At 73.4% G+C, this 20,072-nt stretch carries 18 protein-coding genes; 10 read left to right on the forward strand and 8 right to left on the reverse strand.

The genetic code is table 11. The features are described 5' to 3' along the window. Position 1: 1 nt before the first annotated feature. From ACIF83_RS42760 to ACIF83_RS42770, 3 genes are all read right to left on the reverse strand, one after another. On the reverse strand, positions 2 to 541 hold the full coding sequence (locus tag ACIF83_RS42760; RefSeq protein WP_393484512.1) for a nuclear transport factor 2 family protein: 540 nt from the start codon (positions 539 to 541) through the stop codon (positions 2 to 4). Next, on the reverse strand, positions 538 to 1,398 hold the full coding sequence (gene folP, locus ACIF83_RS42765; protein WP_393484513.1) for a dihydropteroate synthase: 861 nt from the start codon (positions 1,396 to 1,398) through the stop codon (positions 538 to 540). Before folP ends, ACIF83_RS42760 begins: the two co-directional genes overlap by 4 nt. A 133-nt stretch (positions 1,399 to 1,531) precedes the next feature. Then, positions 1,532 to 3,346 (reverse strand): phosphatidylglycerol lysyltransferase domain-containing protein, encoded by a 1,815-nt coding sequence (locus ACIF83_RS42770; protein WP_399735717.1) that lies wholly within the window; start codon positions 3,344 to 3,346, stop codon positions 1,532 to 1,534. A gap of 226 nt (positions 3,347 to 3,572) precedes the next feature. Here ACIF83_RS42770 and ACIF83_RS42775 point away from each other — a divergent pair, with 226 nt between their 5' ends. Then, complete coding sequence (locus tag ACIF83_RS42775; protein WP_399735720.1) at positions 3,573 to 4,700, forward strand: alpha/beta hydrolase; 1,128 nt, start codon at positions 3,573 to 3,575, stop codon at positions 4,698 to 4,700. Positions 4,701 to 4,797: 97 nt separating this feature from the next. Then, positions 4,798 to 6,126 (forward strand): hypothetical protein, encoded by a 1,329-nt coding sequence (locus ACIF83_RS42780; protein ID WP_399735723.1) that lies wholly within the window; start codon positions 4,798 to 4,800, stop codon positions 6,124 to 6,126. A gap of 71 nt (positions 6,127 to 6,197) precedes the next feature. Here ACIF83_RS42780 and ACIF83_RS42785 read toward each other — a convergent pair whose 3' ends face one another. Together ACIF83_RS42785 and ACIF83_RS42790 are read right to left on the reverse strand one after the other, a co-directional pair. Further along, the gene (locus ACIF83_RS42785) at positions 6,198 to 7,523 is read right to left on the reverse strand and encodes a PH domain-containing protein (protein WP_399735726.1); all 1,326 of its coding nucleotides are present in this window, start codon (positions 7,521 to 7,523) and stop codon (positions 6,198 to 6,200) included. Beyond that, positions 7,520 to 8,023, reverse strand: a complete 504-nt coding sequence (locus tag ACIF83_RS42790; protein ID WP_393484522.1) for a PH domain-containing protein — start codon at positions 8,021 to 8,023, stop codon at positions 7,520 to 7,522. Before ACIF83_RS42790 ends, ACIF83_RS42785 begins: the two co-directional genes overlap by 4 nt. Before the next feature lie 31 nt (positions 8,024 to 8,054). Here ACIF83_RS42790 and ACIF83_RS42795 point away from each other — a divergent pair, with 31 nt between their 5' ends. After that, positions 8,055 to 9,203 (forward strand): NADH-quinone oxidoreductase subunit D, encoded by a 1,149-nt coding sequence (locus ACIF83_RS42795; RefSeq protein WP_393484524.1) that lies wholly within the window; start codon positions 8,055 to 8,057, stop codon positions 9,201 to 9,203. A 10-nt stretch (positions 9,204 to 9,213) separates the two neighbouring features. Here ACIF83_RS42795 and ACIF83_RS42800 read toward each other — a convergent pair whose 3' ends face one another. Further along, entirely contained in the window at positions 9,214 to 10,302 is a 1,089-nt protein-coding gene (locus ACIF83_RS42800) for an SAM-dependent methyltransferase (protein WP_399735731.1), read from the reverse strand. A 118-nt stretch (positions 10,303 to 10,420) separates the two neighbouring features. Here ACIF83_RS42800 and ACIF83_RS42805 point away from each other — a divergent pair, with 118 nt between their 5' ends. Both ACIF83_RS42805 and ACIF83_RS42810 read left to right on the forward strand, forming a co-directional pair. Next, a complete protein-coding gene (locus ACIF83_RS42805) occupies positions 10,421 to 11,626 on the forward strand; it encodes a sensor histidine kinase (protein ID WP_393484528.1) in 1,206 nt (401 codons plus the stop codon). An 89-nt stretch (positions 11,627 to 11,715) separates the two neighbouring features. Beyond that, complete coding sequence (locus ACIF83_RS42810) at positions 11,716 to 12,387, forward strand: response regulator transcription factor (protein WP_097253150.1); 672 nt, start codon at positions 11,716 to 11,718, stop codon at positions 12,385 to 12,387. A gap of 150 nt (positions 12,388 to 12,537) precedes the next feature. Here ACIF83_RS42810 and ACIF83_RS42815 read toward each other — a convergent pair whose 3' ends face one another. Continuing rightward, positions 12,538 to 13,641, reverse strand: coding sequence for a DUF5937 family protein (locus tag ACIF83_RS42815; RefSeq protein ID WP_393484530.1), 1,104 nt, complete (start codon positions 13,639 to 13,641; stop codon positions 12,538 to 12,540). 160 nt (positions 13,642 to 13,801) lie between these two features. Here ACIF83_RS42815 and ACIF83_RS42820 point away from each other — a divergent pair, with 160 nt between their 5' ends. Next, positions 13,802 to 14,008, forward strand: coding sequence for a hypothetical protein (locus ACIF83_RS42820; RefSeq protein WP_393484532.1), 207 nt, complete (start codon positions 13,802 to 13,804; stop codon positions 14,006 to 14,008). 70 nt (positions 14,009 to 14,078) lie between these two features. Here ACIF83_RS42820 and ACIF83_RS42825 read toward each other — a convergent pair whose 3' ends face one another. Beyond that, positions 14,079 to 15,251: a threonine aldolase family protein gene (locus tag ACIF83_RS42825; RefSeq protein ID WP_398141353.1), complete on the reverse strand. Its 1,173-nt coding sequence runs from the start codon at positions 15,249 to 15,251 to the stop codon at positions 14,079 to 14,081. A gap of 172 nt (positions 15,252 to 15,423) precedes the next feature. Here ACIF83_RS42825 and ACIF83_RS42830 point away from each other — a divergent pair, with 172 nt between their 5' ends. From ACIF83_RS42830 to nadC, 4 genes are read left to right on the forward strand one after another with little or no spacing between them, the layout of a single operon-like run. Next, positions 15,424 to 16,368 carry a Rossmann-like and DUF2520 domain-containing protein gene (locus ACIF83_RS42830; protein ID WP_393484534.1) on the forward strand — a complete coding sequence of 315 codons (945 nt, stop codon included), beginning with the start codon at positions 15,424 to 15,426 and terminating at the stop codon, positions 16,366 to 16,368. Beyond that, positions 16,368 to 17,369 carry a pantoate--beta-alanine ligase gene (gene panC / locus ACIF83_RS42835; protein WP_393484535.1) on the forward strand — a complete coding sequence of 334 codons (1,002 nt, stop codon included), beginning with the start codon at positions 16,368 to 16,370 and terminating at the stop codon, positions 17,367 to 17,369. The genes ACIF83_RS42830 and panC overlap by 1 nt, the downstream gene beginning before the upstream one ends. Next, entirely contained in the window at positions 17,366 to 19,093 is a 1,728-nt protein-coding gene (locus ACIF83_RS42840) for an L-aspartate oxidase (RefSeq protein WP_398141354.1), read from the forward strand. Before panC ends, ACIF83_RS42840 begins: the two co-directional genes overlap by 4 nt. Further along, positions 19,090 to 20,067, forward strand: coding sequence for a carboxylating nicotinate-nucleotide diphosphorylase (gene nadC, locus ACIF83_RS42845; RefSeq protein ID WP_393484537.1), 978 nt, complete (start codon positions 19,090 to 19,092; stop codon positions 20,065 to 20,067). Before ACIF83_RS42840 ends, nadC begins: the two co-directional genes overlap by 4 nt. Positions 20,068 to 20,072: the final 5 nt, after the last annotated feature.

Here is a 20,072-nt window from a genome sequence, read left to right on the forward strand (position 1 = left end):
GTCACGCGAGAGGGTTTTCGCCCGGATGGTCGCCGTTCGCACCGTTCTGGCCGTTCTCCTCTTCCTCGTCGGATTCGGCCAGTACGGGGGAGGCGTGGTGCGACCAGAGTTTCCAGCCGGTGGGTGTGCGCCGGAACACGTTCGTGGCGACGACGAGCTGGCCGACCAGGGGGCCGAGTTCCGTGCCGTCCTCGGGGGCGGGGCCGCCGCTGAGGATGTTCTCGGTGCAGGTCACGAGGGCGGTGTCGCCGGTGACGGAGACGTGCACGTCGGTGAGGAAGAACTGGATGTAGTCGGTGTTCGCCATGATCAGCGCGTACGACCTGAGGACCTCGGAGCGGCCGGTGAGCACCGGCCAGCCGGGGTGGACGCAGGAGATCACGCCGGTGTCGGCCGGGTCGTGGTACTCCTCGTCGACGCCCAGGTCGGAGGGCGTGAGCCAGAGCGAGGACAGCTCCTCGAAGTCACCGCGCTCCATCGCCTCGTAGAAGGCGGTGTTGGCGGCCTCCACCTGTTCGACGTCGGTGTGGGGGGCGCTCACCGGGCTCCTTCAACGGCGCGCGCGACCCGCACCGCATCCGCGGTGGCGCGTACCTCGTGCACGCGCACCGCCCACGCGCCGGCGTGCGCTGCGAGCGCGGAGACGGCGGCCGTGGCGGCGTCGCGCTCGCGGGCCGGCGGGGGCGCGCCTTCCGGGCCGGCGAGGACGCGGCCGAGGAACCGCTTGCGGGAGGCGGCGACGAGCAGGGGGTGGCCCAGGGCGTGCAGGCGGTCGAGGTGGGCGAGCAGGGAGAGGTCGTGCTCGGCCTGCTTGGAGAAGCCGAGGCCGGGGTCGACGACGATGCGGTCGGGGGCGATGCCGCCCTCGAGAACGGCCTCCACGCGCGCCTGCAGTTCGTCCACGACTTCGGCGACGACGTCCTCGTACGCGCCCTGGACGTTGTCGCCCTGCAGGAAGCCGCGCCAGTGCATGACGACGAAGGGCGCGCCCGTGGCGGCGACCACGGGGATCATCGCGGGGTCGGCGAGGCCGCCGCTGACGTCGTTGACGAGGGCGGCGCCGGCGGCGAGGGCCTGTTCGGCGACGGAGGCGCGCATGGTGTCGACGGAGACGGCCACGCCTTCGGAGGCGAGGCCGCGGACGACGGGGATGACGCGCCTGAGTTCCTCGGCCTCGTCGACGCGGGTGGCACCGGGGCGGGTGGACTCGCCGCCGACGTCGACCAGGTCCGCGCCCTCGGCCACCAGGTCCAGGCCGTGCTTGACGGCGACGGTCGTGTCGAACCAGCGGCCGCCGTCGGAGAAGGAATCGGGGGTCACGTTCACGACCCCCATGACCGCGCACCGGTCCCATGCCGGAAGGCCTGCCACTCGGCCGCGCCCGCTGAGGTTGTTCATACGTTCAGCGTAGGCCCAGGGGGGCGCCGCCCACGCGCCGCGGCCCGGGCGGAAGCCCCCGTGCTGGAGGGGGTGGGGCTTCCGCCCGGGCCGGTCAGGGGCCGGGCCGTGCTCTGCGCACGGCAGGCCGGGGTCAGGCGGCTCGGACGTCGCGTTCCGCCACGGCGTGCGCGCAGGGGCGCTCGGCGGCGGCCCGGCGCCGGCGCAGGAAGCGCGGCAGCGGCAGGGCGAGGTCGACGAAGCCCTCCGCCTGCATGGCGGCGAAGCCGATGCGGGGCAGGTCGGCGGAGGCGCGGTAGACGACGAAGCGCGGCTCCCAGCGCGGCTGGAACTTGGCGTTGAACTTGTACAGCGACTCGATCTGGAACCAGCGGGAGAGGAACACCAGCAGTCCGCGCCAGGCGCGCAGCACCGGGCCCGCGCCGATCTTCTCCCCGCGCGCGAGGGCGGAGCGGAACATCGCGAAGTTCAGCGAGACCCGCGTGATGCCGAACTTGGGGGCGGCCTGCAGGGCGGCGACGATCAGCAGCTCGTTCATGCCGGGGTCGGCGGTGCGGTCGCGGCGCATCAGGTCCAGGGAGACGCCGTCGGTTCCCCAGGGCACGAAGTGCAGGATCGCCTTCAGGTCGCCGTACTCGCCGGGCTCGTCGTCGGCCTTGTGGGCGGTGGCGATCAGACAGTCGCCGTCGGTGGGGTCGCCGATGCGGCCGAGCGCCATGGAGAAGCCGCGCTCGGTGTCGGTGCCGCGCCAGTCCTCCGCCGCCCGGCGGATGCGCTCCAGTTCGGCCTCGCCGAGGTCACGGATGCGCCGCACCCGGGTTTCGTAGCCGGCCCGCTCGATGCGCTTGACCATCTGGCGCACGTTGCGCATCGCGCGTCCGGCGAGTGAGAAATCCGCCACGTCGACCACCGCCTCGTCGCCCAGCTCCAGGGCGTCCAGGCCGGTCTCGCGGGTCCACACCTCGCCGCCCGTCTCCGAGCAGCCCATGACGGCCGGGGTCCAGGAGTGCGCCTTGGCCTCGTCCATGAAGCGTTCGATGGCGCCGGGCCAGGCCTCGACGTCGCCGATCGGGTCGCCGCTGGCGAGCATCACGCCGGAGACCACGCGGTAGGTGACCGCCGCCTTGCCGCTGGGCGAGAAGACGACCGCCTTGTCGCGGCGCAGCGAGAAGTGGCCGAGGGAGTCGCGGCCGCCGTGCTTGTCCAGCAGGGCGCGCAGCCGGGCCTCGTCCTCCTCGGTGAGGCGGGCGGCCGGGTGTTCGGGGCGGAAGGCGAAGTAGATGGTGGTGACCGCGGTCAGCCAGCCGAGGGCGCCGAGGGAGAAGGCGACCGTCCAGGACGTGTTGCCGTCGTAGTCCAGCGGGCCCTCGAAGCCGAACAGGCCGTAGACGACGTGCGTCAGGCGGTCGGCCAGGCTCGGGTCGCCGACCATCCGGTTCGGATGGACGCTGACGATGACCAGGCCGAGGGCGAGGGAACCGGCGGCCATCAGGACGAAGTTGGCGAGCGCGCGCCAGCGGCTGCGCGGGTCGGGCAGGGCCGCGAACTCGTCGCGGTGGCGCAGCAGCGGAATCAGGATCGCCATCGAGATGAGCATGCCGATGACCGAGTGCCGGTACACGAACTCGGCGGCCGCACCGGCGGGCAGGAGCGCGACCGCGGCGCGCCACGCCCGGCGCTTGCGCCGCTTGAGTCCATGTGCGAGCAGGAGCAGCAGCACACCCGCGCTGAGCGAGAGTGCCGCCGCGAAGGGCCCGAAGGAGCCGGGCAGTACCTCGGCCAGGGCGTGCATGCGGCTGTGACGGAAGCGCGGGAACACGCCCGCGGCAATGTCCACCACGCCCACCAGGGCGCACGCCCTGCCGACCAGAGCGGGGACGACCTCGGGGCGCGGGCCGCGCAGTATGCGCCGCGCCCGGCTTGATCGGCCCGGAACCCCGCCCGACATTTCCCCATCTATCCTGACAGACATCGCATCCCGTAGTTCTGCGAGAGACCTTGAACCCGGTGCCGATCGGGGCATCCGGCGACATTGCGCCCTCTAGGACGGTGTCTCGGGGAGAGAGGTTCACTCCCCTCCGGAAAGTCGGGTCAAAGGCCAAGGAAAGCCCCGGGCAAGCCCTTGCAACGATGCTGGGTGGGCCACGGGCGGAAAGCGCAGGCAGGAAGAGCCCATGGGTCTCACGAGCAACAAGGTGCTGGCGCTTGCGGTCATGTTCGCCGCGGTGCTGTTCATCGCCACGGTGTGGTTGTGGCCGCGGCTCGCCCGGCAGAACTGGCGGGCCGTCAGCGGGCGCGTCGGCCTGCTCCTTGCCACCCAGCTGGCCCTCTTCGGCTCCCTCGGGATCGCCGCCAACCAGGCCTTCGGGTTCTACGCCACTTGGGCGGACCTGTTCGGCCAGGAGACCGAGCAGGGCATAGTCGTCGACCACTCGGCCAACGCCGGTACGGGCGGCCCGCTGCAGGTGGTCTCCACCTCCCTGGTCAAGGGCGTCAACGGATCACGGCCGCAGACGGCCGGGCAGATCCAGAAGGTGGACATCGTGGGCCGCAAGACCCATATCGCCACACCGGCGTACGTCTATCTGCCGCCCGAGTACTTCCAACCGCAGTACCGCACGCGTACGTTCCCGGCGGCCGTCGTACTGACCGGCTACCCCGGTACGGCGCAGGCCCTGGTGGACAAACTGCACTACCCGCGTACGGCGCAGGAGCTGGCCAAGAACGGGCGGATGCAGCCGATGATCCTGGTGATGCTGCGGCCGACCGTGGCGCCGCCGCGCGACACCGAGTGCGTGGACGTCCCGGGCGGACCGCAGAGCGAGACCTTCTTCGCCAAGGACCTGCCCGAGGCCGTACTCGCGCACTACCGGGTGGGCAAGCGGCCCGGCAGCTGGGGCATCGTCGGCGACTCCACCGGCGGCTACTGCGCACTGAAGATCGCCATGCACCACCCGAGCGTCTACGCGGCCGCCGCCGGTCTCTCGCCCTACTACAAGGCGCCGATCGACCCCACGACCGGTGACCTCTTCCACGGCGACACGAATCTGCAGAATCGTGCCGACCTGTGGTGGCTCCTCAAGCGCGAGCCCGCGCCCGACACCTCGCTGCTCGTCACCAGCAGCAGGATCGGCGAACACAACTACAAGGACACCCTCAAGTTCATAGGGGATGTGCAGGCCACGAACCTGACCCGGATCTCGTCGATCATCCTGGACAGCGGCGGGCACAACTTCAACACCTGGCGCCGGGAGATCCCGCCGACGCTGCAGTGGCTCAGCGGGCGGCTCAGCGACCGCTGAGCCGCCGGGGGCCCAGATGCCCGGGAAGCTCTTGGTGCGGCGGTGTTTTTACGGGGCGGGGGTCCACGAATCGCCTACGCGCGGTAAGTTTCTGGCCATGCCACGTGGACGCCACCGCCATTCACCGCCTCTGCACCGGCTGTTGCCTCCGTCGGCGATCGCCGGCGTGTCCGTCGTCTGCGCGCTGGGTCCCTGGGTGTTCTCCGAGGTCACGGTGTTGCGCACGCTCGCCGCGGCCGCCGCGGCGACCGCTGTCGTGGGCGCCGTCGTGATGCGCCGCTGGGACTCCCATGCGGGCAAGCAGGTCGCCGACCTCACGCGCGCGCGTGCCAGCGACGAGTGGCGCTACGACGAACGGGTCGCCGAGCTGGAGACCGACCTGGAGGAGTCGCGCGAGCTGCGCACCAAGCTCGAGCAGCGGCTGCGCGCCAAGCGCGCGGAGCTGGCGGGGCTGCGCAACGAGCACGCGGCCCTGCTGCGCCGCTACGCCACGGCGGAGACCGAGCGCGCGAGCGCCCTGGAGGGACGCCGGCTGCTGGAGATCGAGTCGGCCGTGCCGTCCGGCCCGCCCGCGCTGCCGCCCGCGCGCAGCGCCGAGCCCGAGACTGCCGAGCCCGAGGACGCAGAGACGGTCGACACGGCCGAGGCCGCCGAGGAGAAGCCGAAGGGCGGCCCGGTGTTCTCCGCCGAGGGCGCTCAGCTGTTCCTGAAGGCCGCGGTGGCGCTGTCTCGGCTGGACCGTGACGGGGCGTCAGTCAAGGCCGAGGTCGAGGCCGAGGTCGAGTCCGCCGGGGCTGGGTCCGCCGAGGCTGAGTCCGCCAAAGTCGAGTCCGCCAAAGTCGAGTCCGCCAAGGCCGCGGTTGCCCAGGCCGGGTCCGCCGTGCCCGAGCCGGTCAGGCCCGAGCCCGTCAAGCCCGAGCCCGTCACGGCCGAGTCGAAGTCGGCCGGGTCCGCCGAGGCCCCGGGTGACGGTGTGCGCAAGGAACCCGCGCAGGAGGCCGTCACGGAGGGCGAGGCGCAGGGGAAGCCCGAGGCGGTCGGCGGGCACGAGCCCGCGGCCGCCACCTCGACGACGCCGGACCAGTCCGCCAAGCCCGCGGGGCAGCAGCCCGCCGGTCACTTCACGGTGCCGACCGCGGTGGCCGTCGTGCCGGCCGCGCCCGTGCGGCGCCCGGCGATCGAGGGCGGGTTCGACTTCTTCGGCACCCAGAAGCAGTCGGCGTCCGCCGCGCTGGAGTCCGTGCAGAACGAGGACCTCGCCGACGTCGTCGGCCAGGAGGCCCTCGCGCTGCACAAGGCCGAGGCGGAGGCCGAGTTCAAGCCCGCCGACGCGGAGTCGCGCGGTGTCGGCCAGGTCATCGACCTGACCGCGCACGACGAGACGGAGCAGATCGACCTCCAGGGGCTGCGCACCGCCGCTTCCTGAGACTCCACCAGGCATCCACCAGGCATCCACCAGGCACCGGGCCCGGTCCACCCGCGAGGGGTGGGCCGGGCTCACGCCATCCAGCGGTCGGGGCGGGCGTCCCTGCGGCCGGTGCGGGACCGCTCCGCCTGGGCGCGCAGCAGCAGCGCGGCCTCCTCGGCGTCCCGCAGGCGGGCCGTGACGGTCTTGCCGGCCCCGGTGTCCACGTGGACGTCGGCGAGCCGCCACAGCCGCTCCCAGGGCCCCTGGGTGAGCCGTACGCTCTGCACCTTGGCGTGCGGGACCAGCGACAGACGGCGGCGCAGCAGACCGTGCCGGGCGGCGAACACCCCTTCGGTGACCGCGAGGCCGTGCCCGCGCCACCACACCGGCACGCACCGACCGGCTCGCCGGGGCGGGCGGGACAGCGACTCCGGTACGGTCACGCCGGGCAGTATGCGTGCTATGACCGACTCGGCCACCGCGCGCGGGGCGACCGGCACCAGCACGGAGTTGTCGGACCCGGCCACGTCCAGCTCCACCCGCACCCAGCCCCGCCGTCGCCACAGCAGCGGTTCCACGATTCGCACGGTCTGCACCCGTCCCGGGGGCACGGTCTCGTGCGCGCGGTCGAGCAGCCCGTGGTCGATGCGCAGCCCGTCCGGGGACTCACCCACCGTCCAGTCGTATTCGGCGACGAACCGCCCCGCGCTGCTCGCGCCCGCCGTGCCGAGCAGCGGCAGGGCGGCGGCGAGGACCGTCCACACGCTGTGGGTGGCGAGCCACAGCACGGGCGGTACGACGAGGGCGGCGGCCAGCGAGCCCCAGGTGGCGCCCGTCAGCACGAGGGAGAGCGCCAGCTTGCGCGGGGGCACCCGAAGCAGCTCCTGCGCCGGTGCCTCGCCGACTTCGCGCGCCGTCTCGGGCGCGAAACCGGCGGCGCGCGCGAGCAGCTCCGCGCGCAGGGTGCGCGCCTCCTGCTCGCCCAGGAAGGCGAGTTCGTCCTTCTTGTCGGCCCCGACGACGTCGATGCGCAGCTTCGCGACACCCGCCACGCGCGCGAGGAGCGGGCGCGTGACGTCGACCGCCTGGATGCGCTCCAGCCGGATGTGCGCGGTGCGCCGGAACAGCAGCCCGGTACGGATGCGCAGTTCGCTGTCGGTGACCGCGAAGTGCGTGAACCACCAGGACAGGAAGCCGTAGAGGCCGGCCGCCGGGACCAGCACGGCGAGCCCGACGAGCAGCATCGTGGAGGTCAGCCGCTGGAGCTGCTCCTGCGCGCCGCTCGGGTCGTGTCCGGCCCAGCCGGCGAGTACGGCGACCGGTGCCCAGGCCCGCCGGAAGGGCGTGACGGGGTGCAGCCGCCGCTCGGCCAGGGGCGGGCGTGCCGCCACGTCGTCGAGGTCGGGCGTGGTCACAGGCCGGCCGATCGGGCCTCGCCGAGCTCGGTGAGCCGGTCGCGCAGCCGCTCCGCCTCGGCCGGGTCCAGCCCCGGGATGGTCGCGTCGGTCGCCGCGGCGGCGGTGTGCAGCTGCACGCTGGCCAGCCCGAAGTAGCGCTCCACGGGCCCCGAGGTGACCTCCACCAGCTGCATCCGCCCGTACGGCACCACGGTCTCCTCGCGCCACAGGACACCGCGGCTGATCAGCAGGTCGTCGGCGCGCTCGGCGTACCGCCAGGAGCGCCAGTTGCGGCCCAGCAGCCGCCAGCCCCACGCGCCCAGGGCCGGCGGGAGCAGCGCGAAGGCGGCCCACGTCCAGCCGGCGAGCAGGCCGGGCAGCAGTCCCGCAGCGAGGGCGAGCACGCCCGTCCACACCGCCAGCAGCAGGCGGCGCATGCGCAGCAGGCCGGGCGGCAGTCCCCGCCACACCGGCTCTTCCCCCGAAACCCCGGTCTCCTCGGGGATCCCCGTTTCCATGGAGCCAGCGTACGTAGGGGAAACTGGGTCCATGACTGCGACGGAGACCACGGTCGGCATCGGCGGTGCCGCCGAGAGCACCGACATGGTGCTCAACATCGGCCCCCAGCATCCGTCCACGCACGGCGTGCTGCGGCTCAAGCTGGTGCTGGACGGAGAGCGCATCGTGCACGCGGAGCCGGTGATCGGCTACATGCACCGGGGCGCGGAGAAGCTCTTCGAGGCGCGCGACTACCGGCAGATCATCATGCTCGCCAACCGCCACGACTGGCTGTCGGCGTTCTCGAACGAGCTGGGCGTGGTCCTCGCCGTGGAGCGGATGCTCGGCATGGAGGTCCCCGAGCGCGCGGTGTGGACGCGCACGCTGCTCGCCGAGCTGAACCGGGTGCTGAACCACCTGATGTTCCTCGGGTCGTACCCGCTGGAGCTGGGCGGGATCACGCCGGTCTTCTACGCGTTCCGGGAGCGCGAGGTGCTCCAGAACGTCATGGAGGAGGTCTCCGGCGGGCGCATGCACTACATGTTCAACCGTGTCGGCGGCCTCAAGGAGGACCTGCCGGCCGGGTGGACGGCACGCGCGCGTGCCGCCGTCGCCGCCGTGCGCTCCCGGATGGACGTCTTCGACGACCTGGTGCTCGGCAACGAGATCTTCCGGGGGCGTACGCGGGGCGTGGGGGCGCTCACGCCTGAGACCGTGCACGCTTACGGCGTGAGCGGGCCCATCGCGCGTGCCTCGGGCGTCGACTTCGACCTGCGCCGCGACGAGCCGTACCTGGCCTACGGCGACCTCCGGGACACGCTGAAGGTCGTCACCCGGAGCGAGGGCGACTGTCTCGCCCGTTTCGAGGTGCTCCTGGAGCAGACCCGCAACGCACTCGACCTCGCCGACGCCTGCCTGGACCGGTTCGCCGAGCTGCCGCCCGGGCCGATCAACCAGCGGCTGCCCAAGGTGCTGAAGGCGCCCGAGGGGCACACGTACGCCTGGACCGAGAACCCGCTCGGGATCAACGGCTACTACCTGGTCAGCAAGGGCGAGAAGACCCCGTACCGGCTGAAGCTGCGCTCCGCGTCCTACAACAACATCCAGGCCCTGACCGAGCTGCTCCCGGGGACGCTGGTGGCGGACATGGTGGCGATCCTGGGGTCGATGTTCTTCGTGGTCGGGGACATCGACAAGTGATCCGGCGGCCCTAGGCGAGTGGGTCCGGGATTCCAACCGGCTGGAGGAGCCAGCCGAAGTCGCCGAGGCCGCCCGGGGCGGTGAGTTCGGCGGCCTCGCCGGCGTTCGCCAGGGCGCGTACGTAGGCGGCGGGGTCCGTCGAGGCCAGCGCGAGCGGGGGGCGTGCGCCGGTGAGGTCCAGGGCGCGCAGGGCGGCGCGTTGGGTGAGCAGGCGTGCGGCGGGGAGCGTGCGCGCTGTGTCGGAGGGCGTGCGCACCGTGTCGAGGGGCGTGTGCGGCCTGCGGGCCGTCGCAGAGGTCGGTGTGCAGGCCGCCGCGCACGCGTCCAGCGCGACATGTGCCGTGATGTCGCACGAGCCGTCCGCCACGGGCGGCGTCTCGCGCCCCTCCCGGAAGCCGGTGAGCGTGCCGAACGGGGGGCGCGCGTCCGCTGTGTGCGCGTAGTCCACGGCCACCGCGAGGCCCCGTACCACCCGGTCCACCGCGGCCGCCCACGCCAGGTCCCGGGGCAGCCCGATCTCCGCGCGCAGCCCCTCCTCGCCCGGCAGCGGCCACCACCGCGCCAGCCAGTCCGCGTCCGCGCCCGACACCGGCTCCCCGAGCCGCTCGGTGCCGTCCGCCGTGACGAGCACCAGCCGGGGCACACCCGCCGGGTCCACCTCGGCGACGTCCACGGGCACGTTGTCCAGCCACTCGTTGGCGAACAGCAGGCCGGTGATCGTCTCCGGGGGTTCGCTCAGCCAGGCGATCCGGTCGTCCAGGCCCGCCGGACGGTCCGCGATCTCGACGGCGTACCCGCGCGCGCGGGCCGCCACGTCGGCCGGCAGGGCGGCGAGCAAGCCGGTCACCAGCTCCCCGCGCCCGGCACCCATGTCGACGAAGTCCAGCGTCCGCGGCCGTCCGAGCGCCTCGTCGACCCGGCACAGCAGCCGCGCCACGGCGCCCGCGAACAACGCGGACGCGTGCACGGACGTACGGAAGTGACCGGCCGGGCCCTCGGGCCGCCGGTAGAAGCCGCCCGGCCCGTAGAGCGCCTCCTGGGTCGCCTTCCGCCAGCCGCGCCCCTCGCGGATGCTCTCCGCCGTCGCCTCATCCGTCACCGGGACAGACTAGGCGTACAGGTGATCACGGCATCCACCTTGCGGAGTACGCGTCGCTCCTGCGGATCGGCCCTCCGGTTGACCCCTGCACGCATCTCGCTTCCCTACTCTGGGTTACGTGCAGCGCCTTTATGACTTCCTCCGCAGGCACCCGACATGGGTCGACAGCTTCTGGGCCGTCGTCCTGTTCGGGCTTTCCGGCGTGAGCGTGGTGAGTCAGAACGGCGTGCCGGACCACCACATGTCGGTCGGCGGTGGGCTGGCGGTGTCCGCCGTCCTGTGCGTCGTCGTGGCGCTGCGTCGCCGATTCCCGGAGGCGATGCTGCTGCTGGCTCTCGCGACAGGGCTGGCCCAGCTGGTCCTGGACATCGAGATGACCGCCGCCGACTTCGCCATGCTGGTGATCACCTACACGGTCGCGGCGGTCGGTGCGCGCTGGGCCTCCCGGCTCGCGCTCTTCGTCAGCCTGTTCGCGGCCACCCTGGCGCAGATCCGCTGGCCGGACCAGCACTCCAGCGGGCTGGGCCGGCTGGCGATCGCGGTGTTCCAGACGGTGCCGTTCGCCCTGGCCTGGGTGCTCGGCGACTCCATGCGCACCCGCCGGGCCTACTTCGCCCAGCTGGAGGAGCGCGCCGCCCGGCTGGAGAAGGAGCGCGAGGCACAGGCGAAGGTGGCGGTCGCGGCCGAGCGCGCCCGGATCGCGCGCGAGCTGCACGACGTCGTCGCGCACAACGTGTCGGTGATGGTGGTCCAGGCCGACGGCGCCGCCTACGTCCTCGACGCCGCGCCCGACCAGGCGAAGAAGGCCCTGGAGACGATCTCCTCCACCGGCCGCCAGGCCCTCGCCGAGATGCGCCGCCTGCTGGGCGTGCTGCGCACCGGCGAGCACCAAGAGAGCGGGGAGTACGTCCCGCAGCCGGACGTCGATCAGATCGACGACCTCATCGAGCAGTGCCGCAGTTCCGGTCTGCCCGTCGACTTCAAGGTCGAGGGCACCCCGCGCCCGCTGCCCAGCGGGGTGGAGCTGACCGCGTACCGCATCGTGCAGGAGGCGCTCACCAACACCCGCAAGCACGGCGGGCCCAACGCGGGCGCGAGCGTGCGGCTGGTCTACTTCGACGACGGGCTCGGCCTGCTCGTCGAGGACGACGGCAAGGGCGCCCCGCACGAGCTGTACGAGGAGGGCGGCGCCGACGGCCAGGGGCACGGCCTGATCGGCATGCGCGAGCGGGTCGGCATGGTCGGCGGCACCCTGGACGCCGGCCCGCGCCCGGGCGGAGGATTCCGCATCAGCGTGCTGCTCCCGCTCAAACCGGCGCACTGACGCTGCCGCACGCCCCCTGTTGACACCTGTCACGCCCCCCCCCAGAGCACCCCAGAACAACCCCCCAGAGCAAACGGAAGAGGACCCCGATGACGATCCGCGTGATGCTCGTCGACGACCAGGTGCTGCTGCGCACCGGGTTCCGGATGGTGCTCGCCGCCCAGCCGGACATGGAGGTCGTCGCGGAGGCGGGTGACGGAGTCGAGGCCCTTCAGGTGGTGCGTTCCACCGCCGTCGACGTCGTCCTGATGGACGTCCGCATGCCGAAGCTGGACGGCGTCGAGGCCACACGCCGCATCTGCCAGGAGCCGAACCCGCCGAAGGTGCTCATCCTGACCACCTTCGACCTGGACGAGTACGCCTTCTCCGGGCTGAAGGCGGGCGCCTCCGGCTTCATGCTCAAGGACGTGCCGCCCGGCGAGCTGCTGGCGGCCATCCGCTCCGTGCACAGCGGCGACGCGGTGGTGGCCCCGTCCACGACCCGGCGCCTGCTGGACCGGTTCGCGCCGATGCTGCCCTCCGCCGGCCGGGAACCCCAGCACAAGGAGCTGGAGCGGCTCACCGACCGGGAGCGCGAGGTCATGGTGCTGGTCGCGCAGGGCCTGTCCAACGGTGAGATCGCGGCCCGGCTTGTGCTGTCCGAGGCGACGGTGAAGACCCATGTGGGCCGCATCCTGACCAAGCTCGGCCTGCGCGACCGGGTGCAGGTGGTCGTGCTGGCGTACGAGACCGGACTGGTGCGGGCCGGCGGCCACGGCTGACGCCTCCTCGGCGAAGTTCGCTGCAGTTCGGCAGCACCCTGAAGGGGCGCGGGGCCGTGTTTGACATGCGGCTACCGCCGCGTGGGCGCGACCAGCCACGACGGTGCCGCAGGCGAGCGACGGCACATTGCGGCATGTCCAGCGGAGCGCCTAGCGCAGGACGCCCTCGATGAAGTCGCTGCCCAGGCGGGCCACCGCGGACAGGTCCAGCTGGTGCTGGACGTAGCGGCCGCGGCGGCCGCTCGTGATCAGGCCCGCCTTCTTCAGCACCGCCAGGTGCCGGGATATCTCGGGGGCGGACATGCCGTGCGCGTCCGCCAGTTCGCTGGTGGTGTGCTGGGCGCGGGCCAGATGGCGGCACAGCCGCATCCGCACCGGGTGGGCCAGCGCCTCCAGGCGGAGCGTGAGCTGCTCGACGGACGGCGCCTGCGGGTGGCAGCCGCTGACGGGATAGGTGATCGTGGGCTGCCAGCCGTACCGGTGCAGGACCATCACATGGGGCCAGCCGAGGCTGGTCGGCACCAGGACGAGGCCGCCGTCACCGATGGCCGTCCGCCCCACCAGGAGCTTGTCGACCGTGATGAGCCCGGCCTCCTCGTCCAGCGAGACGGCACCTGAGAGCGAGGCGAGGGCCTCGCCGAGGCCCTTGCGGCGCAGCAGTTCGGTCTTGTGCCGGGCGTCCGCCGCGAGCTGGGGCTGGAGCCGGGCCCAGGTGTCGGCGAAGAAGGCCTCGTCGCAGTCGAGCACGAGCTGCCGGAACCAGGCGCGGACGGCCGGCGGGTCCTCCAGCAGCCGGAGAGTGACCCGCTCCTGGACGGCACCGCGCGCGGCGGCCAGCTCCAGGGAGCGCCGACGCAGCTCAGGGGCGTCGAGCGGGCCGGGCTCGGCGGTGTCGTAGCGCAGCTGGCAGGTGAACTCCAGGGCCGCGTGGACGAACTGTTCGTCCGTCAGCATGTCCAGCTGGTCCAGTTCGTCGGCGAGCGTGGCGCCCGGTTGCGCACGCCCGCCGGGGATCCCGGCGAACGGGGCGAAGACGTCGGAGAACGTCGTGCGCCACAGGAAGTCCGCCTCGCACAACCGGTCGGCCAGACCCGGGTCCAGCCGGGTCGACACGGCGGTCACCCAGCCCTGCAGCTGCGGGTGGTGGCCGGGCTCGCTGAGCGCGTGCAGCGCCATCCCCAGCTCCGCCAGCGGGGAGGGCACGACGGAGATTCGCTCCGGCGGCAGTCCGGCGATGTCGATGGTCACGCTCATGCCCCTATGGTGCACCCGGCCACCGACAGCGCCCCGTGGATTGACGGCTGCCGTCAATCCGCGGGACATCCGCTCTGAGCAGGAGCAATCTGAGGACACCGGGGCAACCGCGGAGCCCGATCAGTCATCGATCAGCCACGTCCCGAGAAGGCGATCCGCCATGAGCATCACGCAGCAGTACCTCCTCGACACCTACCGCGCCCGTCTGCACGGAGAGCCCGCGCCGCCCGCGCCCGGCCGCCACGACCGCGACCTGATGCGCGAGCTGCGCGACTACCGGCGCTTCCGCGCGGTCCTCGCCGAGCGCCCGGCGCACGGGCGGCTCCGCCAGGCCCTGACCCGCTGGCTGCGCCCCCGCGCCCTCTAGGGTCTCCGCCCTGCAGGGCCCCGTCCTCGAGGGCCCGCGCCCTGCAGGGCCTCCGCGCCCTCCGAGCCCGCTACGCCCTCCCGGGCAGTCGGCTCACGAACTCCTGGACGGCCGCACGGACGTCGGCGGCCGTCCACTCCAGGCCCGCCGAGCGCACGGTGACCTCCGTGTACGCCAGGCCGGGCGCGGCGCCGTCCCAGGCGTTCGCGAAGAGCATCACCGAGGTCTCCTCGGCCTGCCGGACCGCCGCCTCCGTCAGGACCTCGGGCTCGTACGGCAGCCAGACCTGGAATTCCTGGGTGTGCGGCACCTCGGGGTGCACGCGCGCCCACGGCAGGCCCGCCTCCGCGAACCCCTCGCGCAGGGCCGCGGCCACCACGCGCGCGTGCCGCACGTAGTCGGGCAGCCGGGGCAGCTCCCGGTCCAGGCCGACGAGCGCCGACAGCACCGTCGGGAACTGCTGGAAGATCATGCCGCCGTACCGGTGCCGCCAGGTCCTCGCCTCCTCGACCAGGGTCCGCGGACCGGCCAGCGCGGCACCGCCGAAGCCGTCGAGGGACTTGTAGAACGACACGTAGACGCTGTCCGCGAGGCCCGCGATCTCGTCCAGGGGGCGCTCGAAGTGGACGGTGCACTCCCACAGGCGCGCGCCGTCGAAGTGCACCACCGCGTCGCGCTCCCGCGCGGCCTCGACGACCTCGGTCAGCTCCTCCCAGGTGGGCAGCACGAAACCGGCGTCCCTGAGGGGCAGTTCCAGCATCAGCGCCCCGAAGGGCTCGGGGAAGTCGCGTATCTCGTCGGCCGTGGGCAGCCGGGGCTCGTCGGTCACGCGCACCGGGCGCAGACCGCTGACCTGGCTGAACGCATGCCGTTCGTGCACCTCGGGGTGGGCCAGGGCGTGCAGGGCCACGGTGGGGTTGCCGGTGCGGGCCGCCCAGCAGCGCAGGGCGACCTGCTGGGCCATCGTGCCCGTCGGGAAGAACACGGCGGCCTCCGTGCCGAGCAGGGCCGCGACCCGCTCCTCCAGGGCCGCCACGATCCGGTTGCCGTAGACGTCCGCCGGCTCGTCCAGGTCGTACACCTCGGGGGCCGCCTCCTGGAGCAGTGCGAGCCGCTCCCGGATGGTGCCCCGCCAGCCCGCGCGTGACAGGACGCTCCGGGCCCCGCGCTGGGCCGCCGCGCGCCGTTCCCCCGACCGCTCCTGTGCGGTCCGCTCTTCGCCCTGCTCAGCCGTATCAGTCATGCCCGGGATCATGCCCTGCGTGCCTCCGCGAGGCAGCGGGGTTTTCCGGCGCCGCGGGCGTGGGGTAACCCACAGCCTGTGGACAACCGGCCGTGATCGGACCCGATAGCGTTAACATGACGAGAAATCGTCCGGTACCCAGAGCGGACTGGAACGGGAAGGCCGCCGTCGCGTGAGTACAGTCCACCAGCCAGACCTCAAGGACCGCCCCGCGCGGCTCACCGTCGGCGTCGTCGGCGCCGGACGGGTGGGCCCCGCCCTGGCCGCGTCCCTCCAGCTCGCCGGGCATCGTCCGGTGGCCGTCTCCGGGGTCTCCGACGCCTCCCGCAGGCGCGCCGAGACGATGCTCCCCGACGTGCCCCTGGTGCCGCCCGCCGAGGTCCTCCAGCGCGCCGACCTCGTCCTGCTCACCGTCCCCGACGACGCCCTGCCCGGCCTGGTCACCGGCCTCGCCGAGACCGGCGCCGTACGGCCGGGGCAGCTGCTCGTGCACACCTCCGGCCGGTACGGCGCGAAGGTCCTCGACCCGGCCCTGCGCGCGGGCGCGCTGCCCCTGGCGCTGCACCCGGCGATGACCTTCACCGGCACCCCGGTGGACGTCCAGCGCCTGGCGGGCTGCTCCTTCGGCGTCACCGCGCCCGAGGAGCTGCGCCTGGCCGCCGAGGCCCTGGTGATCGAGATGGGCGGCGAGCCCGAGTGGATCAGCGAGGAGAACCGCCCGCTCTACCACGCGGCCCTCGCCCTCGGCGCCAACCACCTGGTGACCCTGGTCGCCCAGTCCATGGAGCTGCTGCGCACGGCGGGCGTCGAGGCTCCCGACCGGATGCTCGGCCCGCTCCTCGGTGCCGCCCTGGACAACGCGCTGCGCTCCGGCGACGCGGCGCTCACCGGACCGGTCGCGCGCGGGGACGCGGGCACGGTCGCCGCGCACGTCACCGAGCTGCGCAGACACGCCCCGCAGACCGTAGCGGGCTATCTGGCGATGGCCCGCGCGACCGCCGACCGTGCCCTCGCCCACGGCCTGCTGAAGCCGGAACTCGCCGAGGACCTGCTCGGCGTGCTGGCCGACGGCAGGAACGGCACCGACGGCACGAACAGCACCGAGGGGACCGCCTGATGACCGCCGCCCTGCTGAGCACCGCCGAAGAGCTGCACGCGCGCGTGCGCCACGGCCGCCGTGCCGTCGTGATGACCATGGGCGCCCTGCACGAGGGCCACGCCACGCTGATCCGCACCGCGCGCGAGATGGCCGGCCCGGGCGGCGAGGTCGTCGTCACCGTCTTCGTCAACCCGCTGCAGTTCGGCGCCGGCGAGGACCTGGACCGCTACCCGCGCACCCTCGAAGCCGACCTGAAGCTCGCCGAGCAGGCGGGCGCCGACGCCGTGTTCGCGCCCTCCGCGGACGAGGTGTACCCGGGCGGCGAACCCCAGGTCCGCGTCTCCGCGGGCCCCATGGGCGAACGACTGGAGGGCGCCTCGCGGCCCGGGCACTTCGACGGCGTGCTCACCGTCGTCGCCAAGCTGCTGCACCTCAGCCGCCCCGACGTGGCCCTGTTCGGGCAGAAGGACGCCCAGCAACTGGCCCTGATCCGGCGCATGGTGCGGGACCTGAACTTCGGCATCGAGATCGTCGCCGTACCGACCGTGCGCGAGGAGGACGGGCTCGCCCTGTCCAGCCGCAACCGCTACCTCTCGCCCGACGAGCGCCGTACCGCCCTCGCCCTGTCCCGCGCGCTGTTCGCCGGCCGCGACCGGCACGCCGCACAGGAGGCGCTGCGCGCGCGGGCCCGCGAAGTGCCCTCCACGCGCGCGCGTGCCGAGGCACTGAGCGCCATAGGGGAGTCCCGAGCGGCGGCCGACGCGCACGCCGTGGCCACCGCCGCGCCCGGCGGTCCGGCGGCCGTCCGCGCGGCCGCCCGCCAGGTCCTGGACGAGGCCGTCCGCCTCGACCCGCCGCTCCAGCTGGACTACCTCGCCCTCGTGGACCCGTCCGACTTCACCGAGATCGGTGATGGCTTCACCGGCGAGGCCGTCCTCGCGGTGGCCGCCCGGGTGGGCACCACCCGGCTGATCGACAACCTCCCTCTCACCTTCGGATCCCTCGGAGCCGCCTCGTGACCAGCACAGGCATACGACTGCACGCGCCCGCACCCGGGTGGTCCATCTCCGCGGACGTGATCGTCGTCGGCTCCGGAGTGGCCGGCCTGACCGCCGCCCTGCGCTGCGAGGCCGCGGGCCTGACGACGGTCGTCGTCACCAAGGCCCGCCTGGACGACGGCTCCACGCGCTGGGCGCAGGGCGGCATCGCCGCCGCCCTCGGCGAGGGCGACACCCCGGAGCAGCACCTCGAGGACACCCTGGTGGCGGGCGCGGGCCTGTGCGACGAGGACGCCGTACGGATCCTCGTCACCGAGGGCCCGGGCGCGGTACGGCGGCTGATCTCCACCGGAGCCCACTTCGACACCGACGACGAGGGCGACATCCAGCTCACCCGTGAGGGCGGCCACCACCGGCGCCGTATCGTGCACGCGGGCGGGGACGCGACCGGCGCGGAGATCTCCCGCGCGCTCGTGGAGGCCGCACGCGCGCGTGGGGTGCGCATGATCGAGAACGCGCTGGTCCTGGACCTGCTCACGGATGCCGAGGGCCGCACCGCGGGCGTCTCCCTGCACGTGATGGGCGAGGGCCAGCACGACGGCGTGGGCGCCGTGCACGCCCCCACGGTCGTCCTCGCCACCGGCGGCATGGGCCAGGTGTTCTCCGCGACCACCAACCCGTCCGTGTCCACCGGCGACGGCGTGGCGCTGGCGCTGCGCGCGGGCGCGGAGGTCAGCGACCTCGAGTTCGTCCAGTTCCACCCGACCGTGCTCTTCCTCGGCCCGGACGCCGAGGGGCAGCAGCCGCTCGTCTCCGAGGCGGTGCGCGGCGAGGGCGCCCACCTGGTCGACGGGGACGGGGTGCGCTTCATGGTCGGGCAGCACGAACTGGCCGAGCTGGCGCCCCGGGACATCGTCGCCAAGGGCATCATGCGGCGGATGCAGGAGCAGGACGCCGAGCACATGTTCCTCGACGCCCGGCACTTCGGCGCCGACATGTGGGAGCACCGCTTCCCGACCATCCTGGCCGCCTGCCGCGCCAACGGCATCGACCCGGTCACCGAGCCCATCCCGATCGCCCCGGCCGCCCACTACGCCTCCGGAGGCGTCCGCACCGACGCGCAGGGGCGGACGACCGTCCCCGGGCTGTACGCGTGCGGCGAGGTCGCCTGCACCGGCGTGCACGGCGCCAACCGGCTCGCCTCCAACTCCCTCCTCGAAGGCCTCGTCTACGCCGAGCGGATCGCCGCCGACATCGCGGCGGCCCACGCCGCGGACGGCCTGCACGCGCGCGTGCCCGAACCGGTCCCGGACCCGGAGCGGCCCGCGTACCCGCTGCTCGCCCCCGAGGCCCGCTTCGCCGTCCAGCGGATCATGACCGAGGGCGCGGGCGTGCTCCGCTCGGCGGAGTCGCTGGACAAGGCCGCGGACCAGCTCCAGCGGCTGCACACCGAGGCCCGCGACGCCCTGGAGGAGAACGGCAAGACCGCCGAGCCGGGCGTCGACACCTGGGAGGCGACCAACCTCCTGTGCGTGGCCCGCGTCCTGGTCGCCGCCGCGCGGCTGCGCGAGGAGACCCGCGGCTGCCACTGGCGCGAGGACCGCGCCGAGCGCGACGACACGAACTGGCGACGCCACATCGTCGTGCGGCTCAATCCCGACCGGTCGCTGGCCGTACGCACCACGGACACCGCAGACTTCCCCCCGACCCGGCAACACCAGCGCCCTCAGGAGCAGAACAAGTGAGCACCGACGACCTTCCCCTCGCCCCGACCGGCGGCTGCGGTGACGGCTGCGCCTGTGGCGCCGAGGGCGACGAGGAGTACCTGGAGTGCGGGCTCGACCCCGCCCTCGCCGAGCTGCTGGCCGCCGCCGGACTCGACCCCGTCGAGGTCGAGGACATCGCGAACGTCGCCATCCAGGAGGACCTGGCCGGCGGCGTGGACGTGACGACCGTCGCGACCATCCCCGAGGAGGCCGTGGCCACCGGCGACTTCACCGCGCGCGAGGCCGGCGTGGCAGCGGGTCTGCGGGTCGCCGAGGCCGTGCTCTCGGTGGTCTGCACGGACGAGTTCGAGGTCGAGCGGCACGTCGAGGACGGCGACCGTGTCGAGGCCGGGCAGAAGCTGCTGTCGGTCACCACGCGCACGCGTGACCTGCTCACCGCCGAGCGCAGCGCCCTCAACCTCATGTGCAGCCTCTCCGGCATCGCGACCGCCACGCGCGCGTGGTCGGACGCGCTGGAGGGCACCAAGGCGCGCGTGCGTGACACCCGCAAGACCACGCCGGGGCTGCGCTCGCTGGAGAAGTTCGCGGTGCGCTGCGGCGGGGGCGTCAACCACCGCATGTCGCTCTCCGACGCCGCCCTGGTGAAGGACAACCACGTGGTGGCCGCCGGCGGCGTCGCCCAGGCCTTCAAGGCCGTACGGGAGGCCTTCCCGGAGGTGCCGATCGAGGTCGAGGTCGACACCCTGCACCAGCTGCGCGAGGTCGTCGAGGCGGGCGCCGACCTGATCCTGCTGGACAACTTCACGCCCGACGAGTGCGCGGAGGCCGTCGGAATCGTCCGCGGGCGGGCCCTGCTGGAGGCCTCCGGGCGGCTCACCCTCGACACCGCGCGCATGTACGCCGACACCGGCGTGGACTTCCTGGCCGTCGGCGCCCTCACCCACTCCTCGCCGATCCTCGACATCGGCCTGGACCTGCGCGAGGCGGAGTAACGGCC

It is taken from the genome of Streptomyces sp. NPDC085866 (assembly GCF_044541035.1).
Classification (GTDB): domain Bacteria; phylum Actinomycetota; class Actinomycetes; order Streptomycetales; family Streptomycetaceae; genus Streptomyces.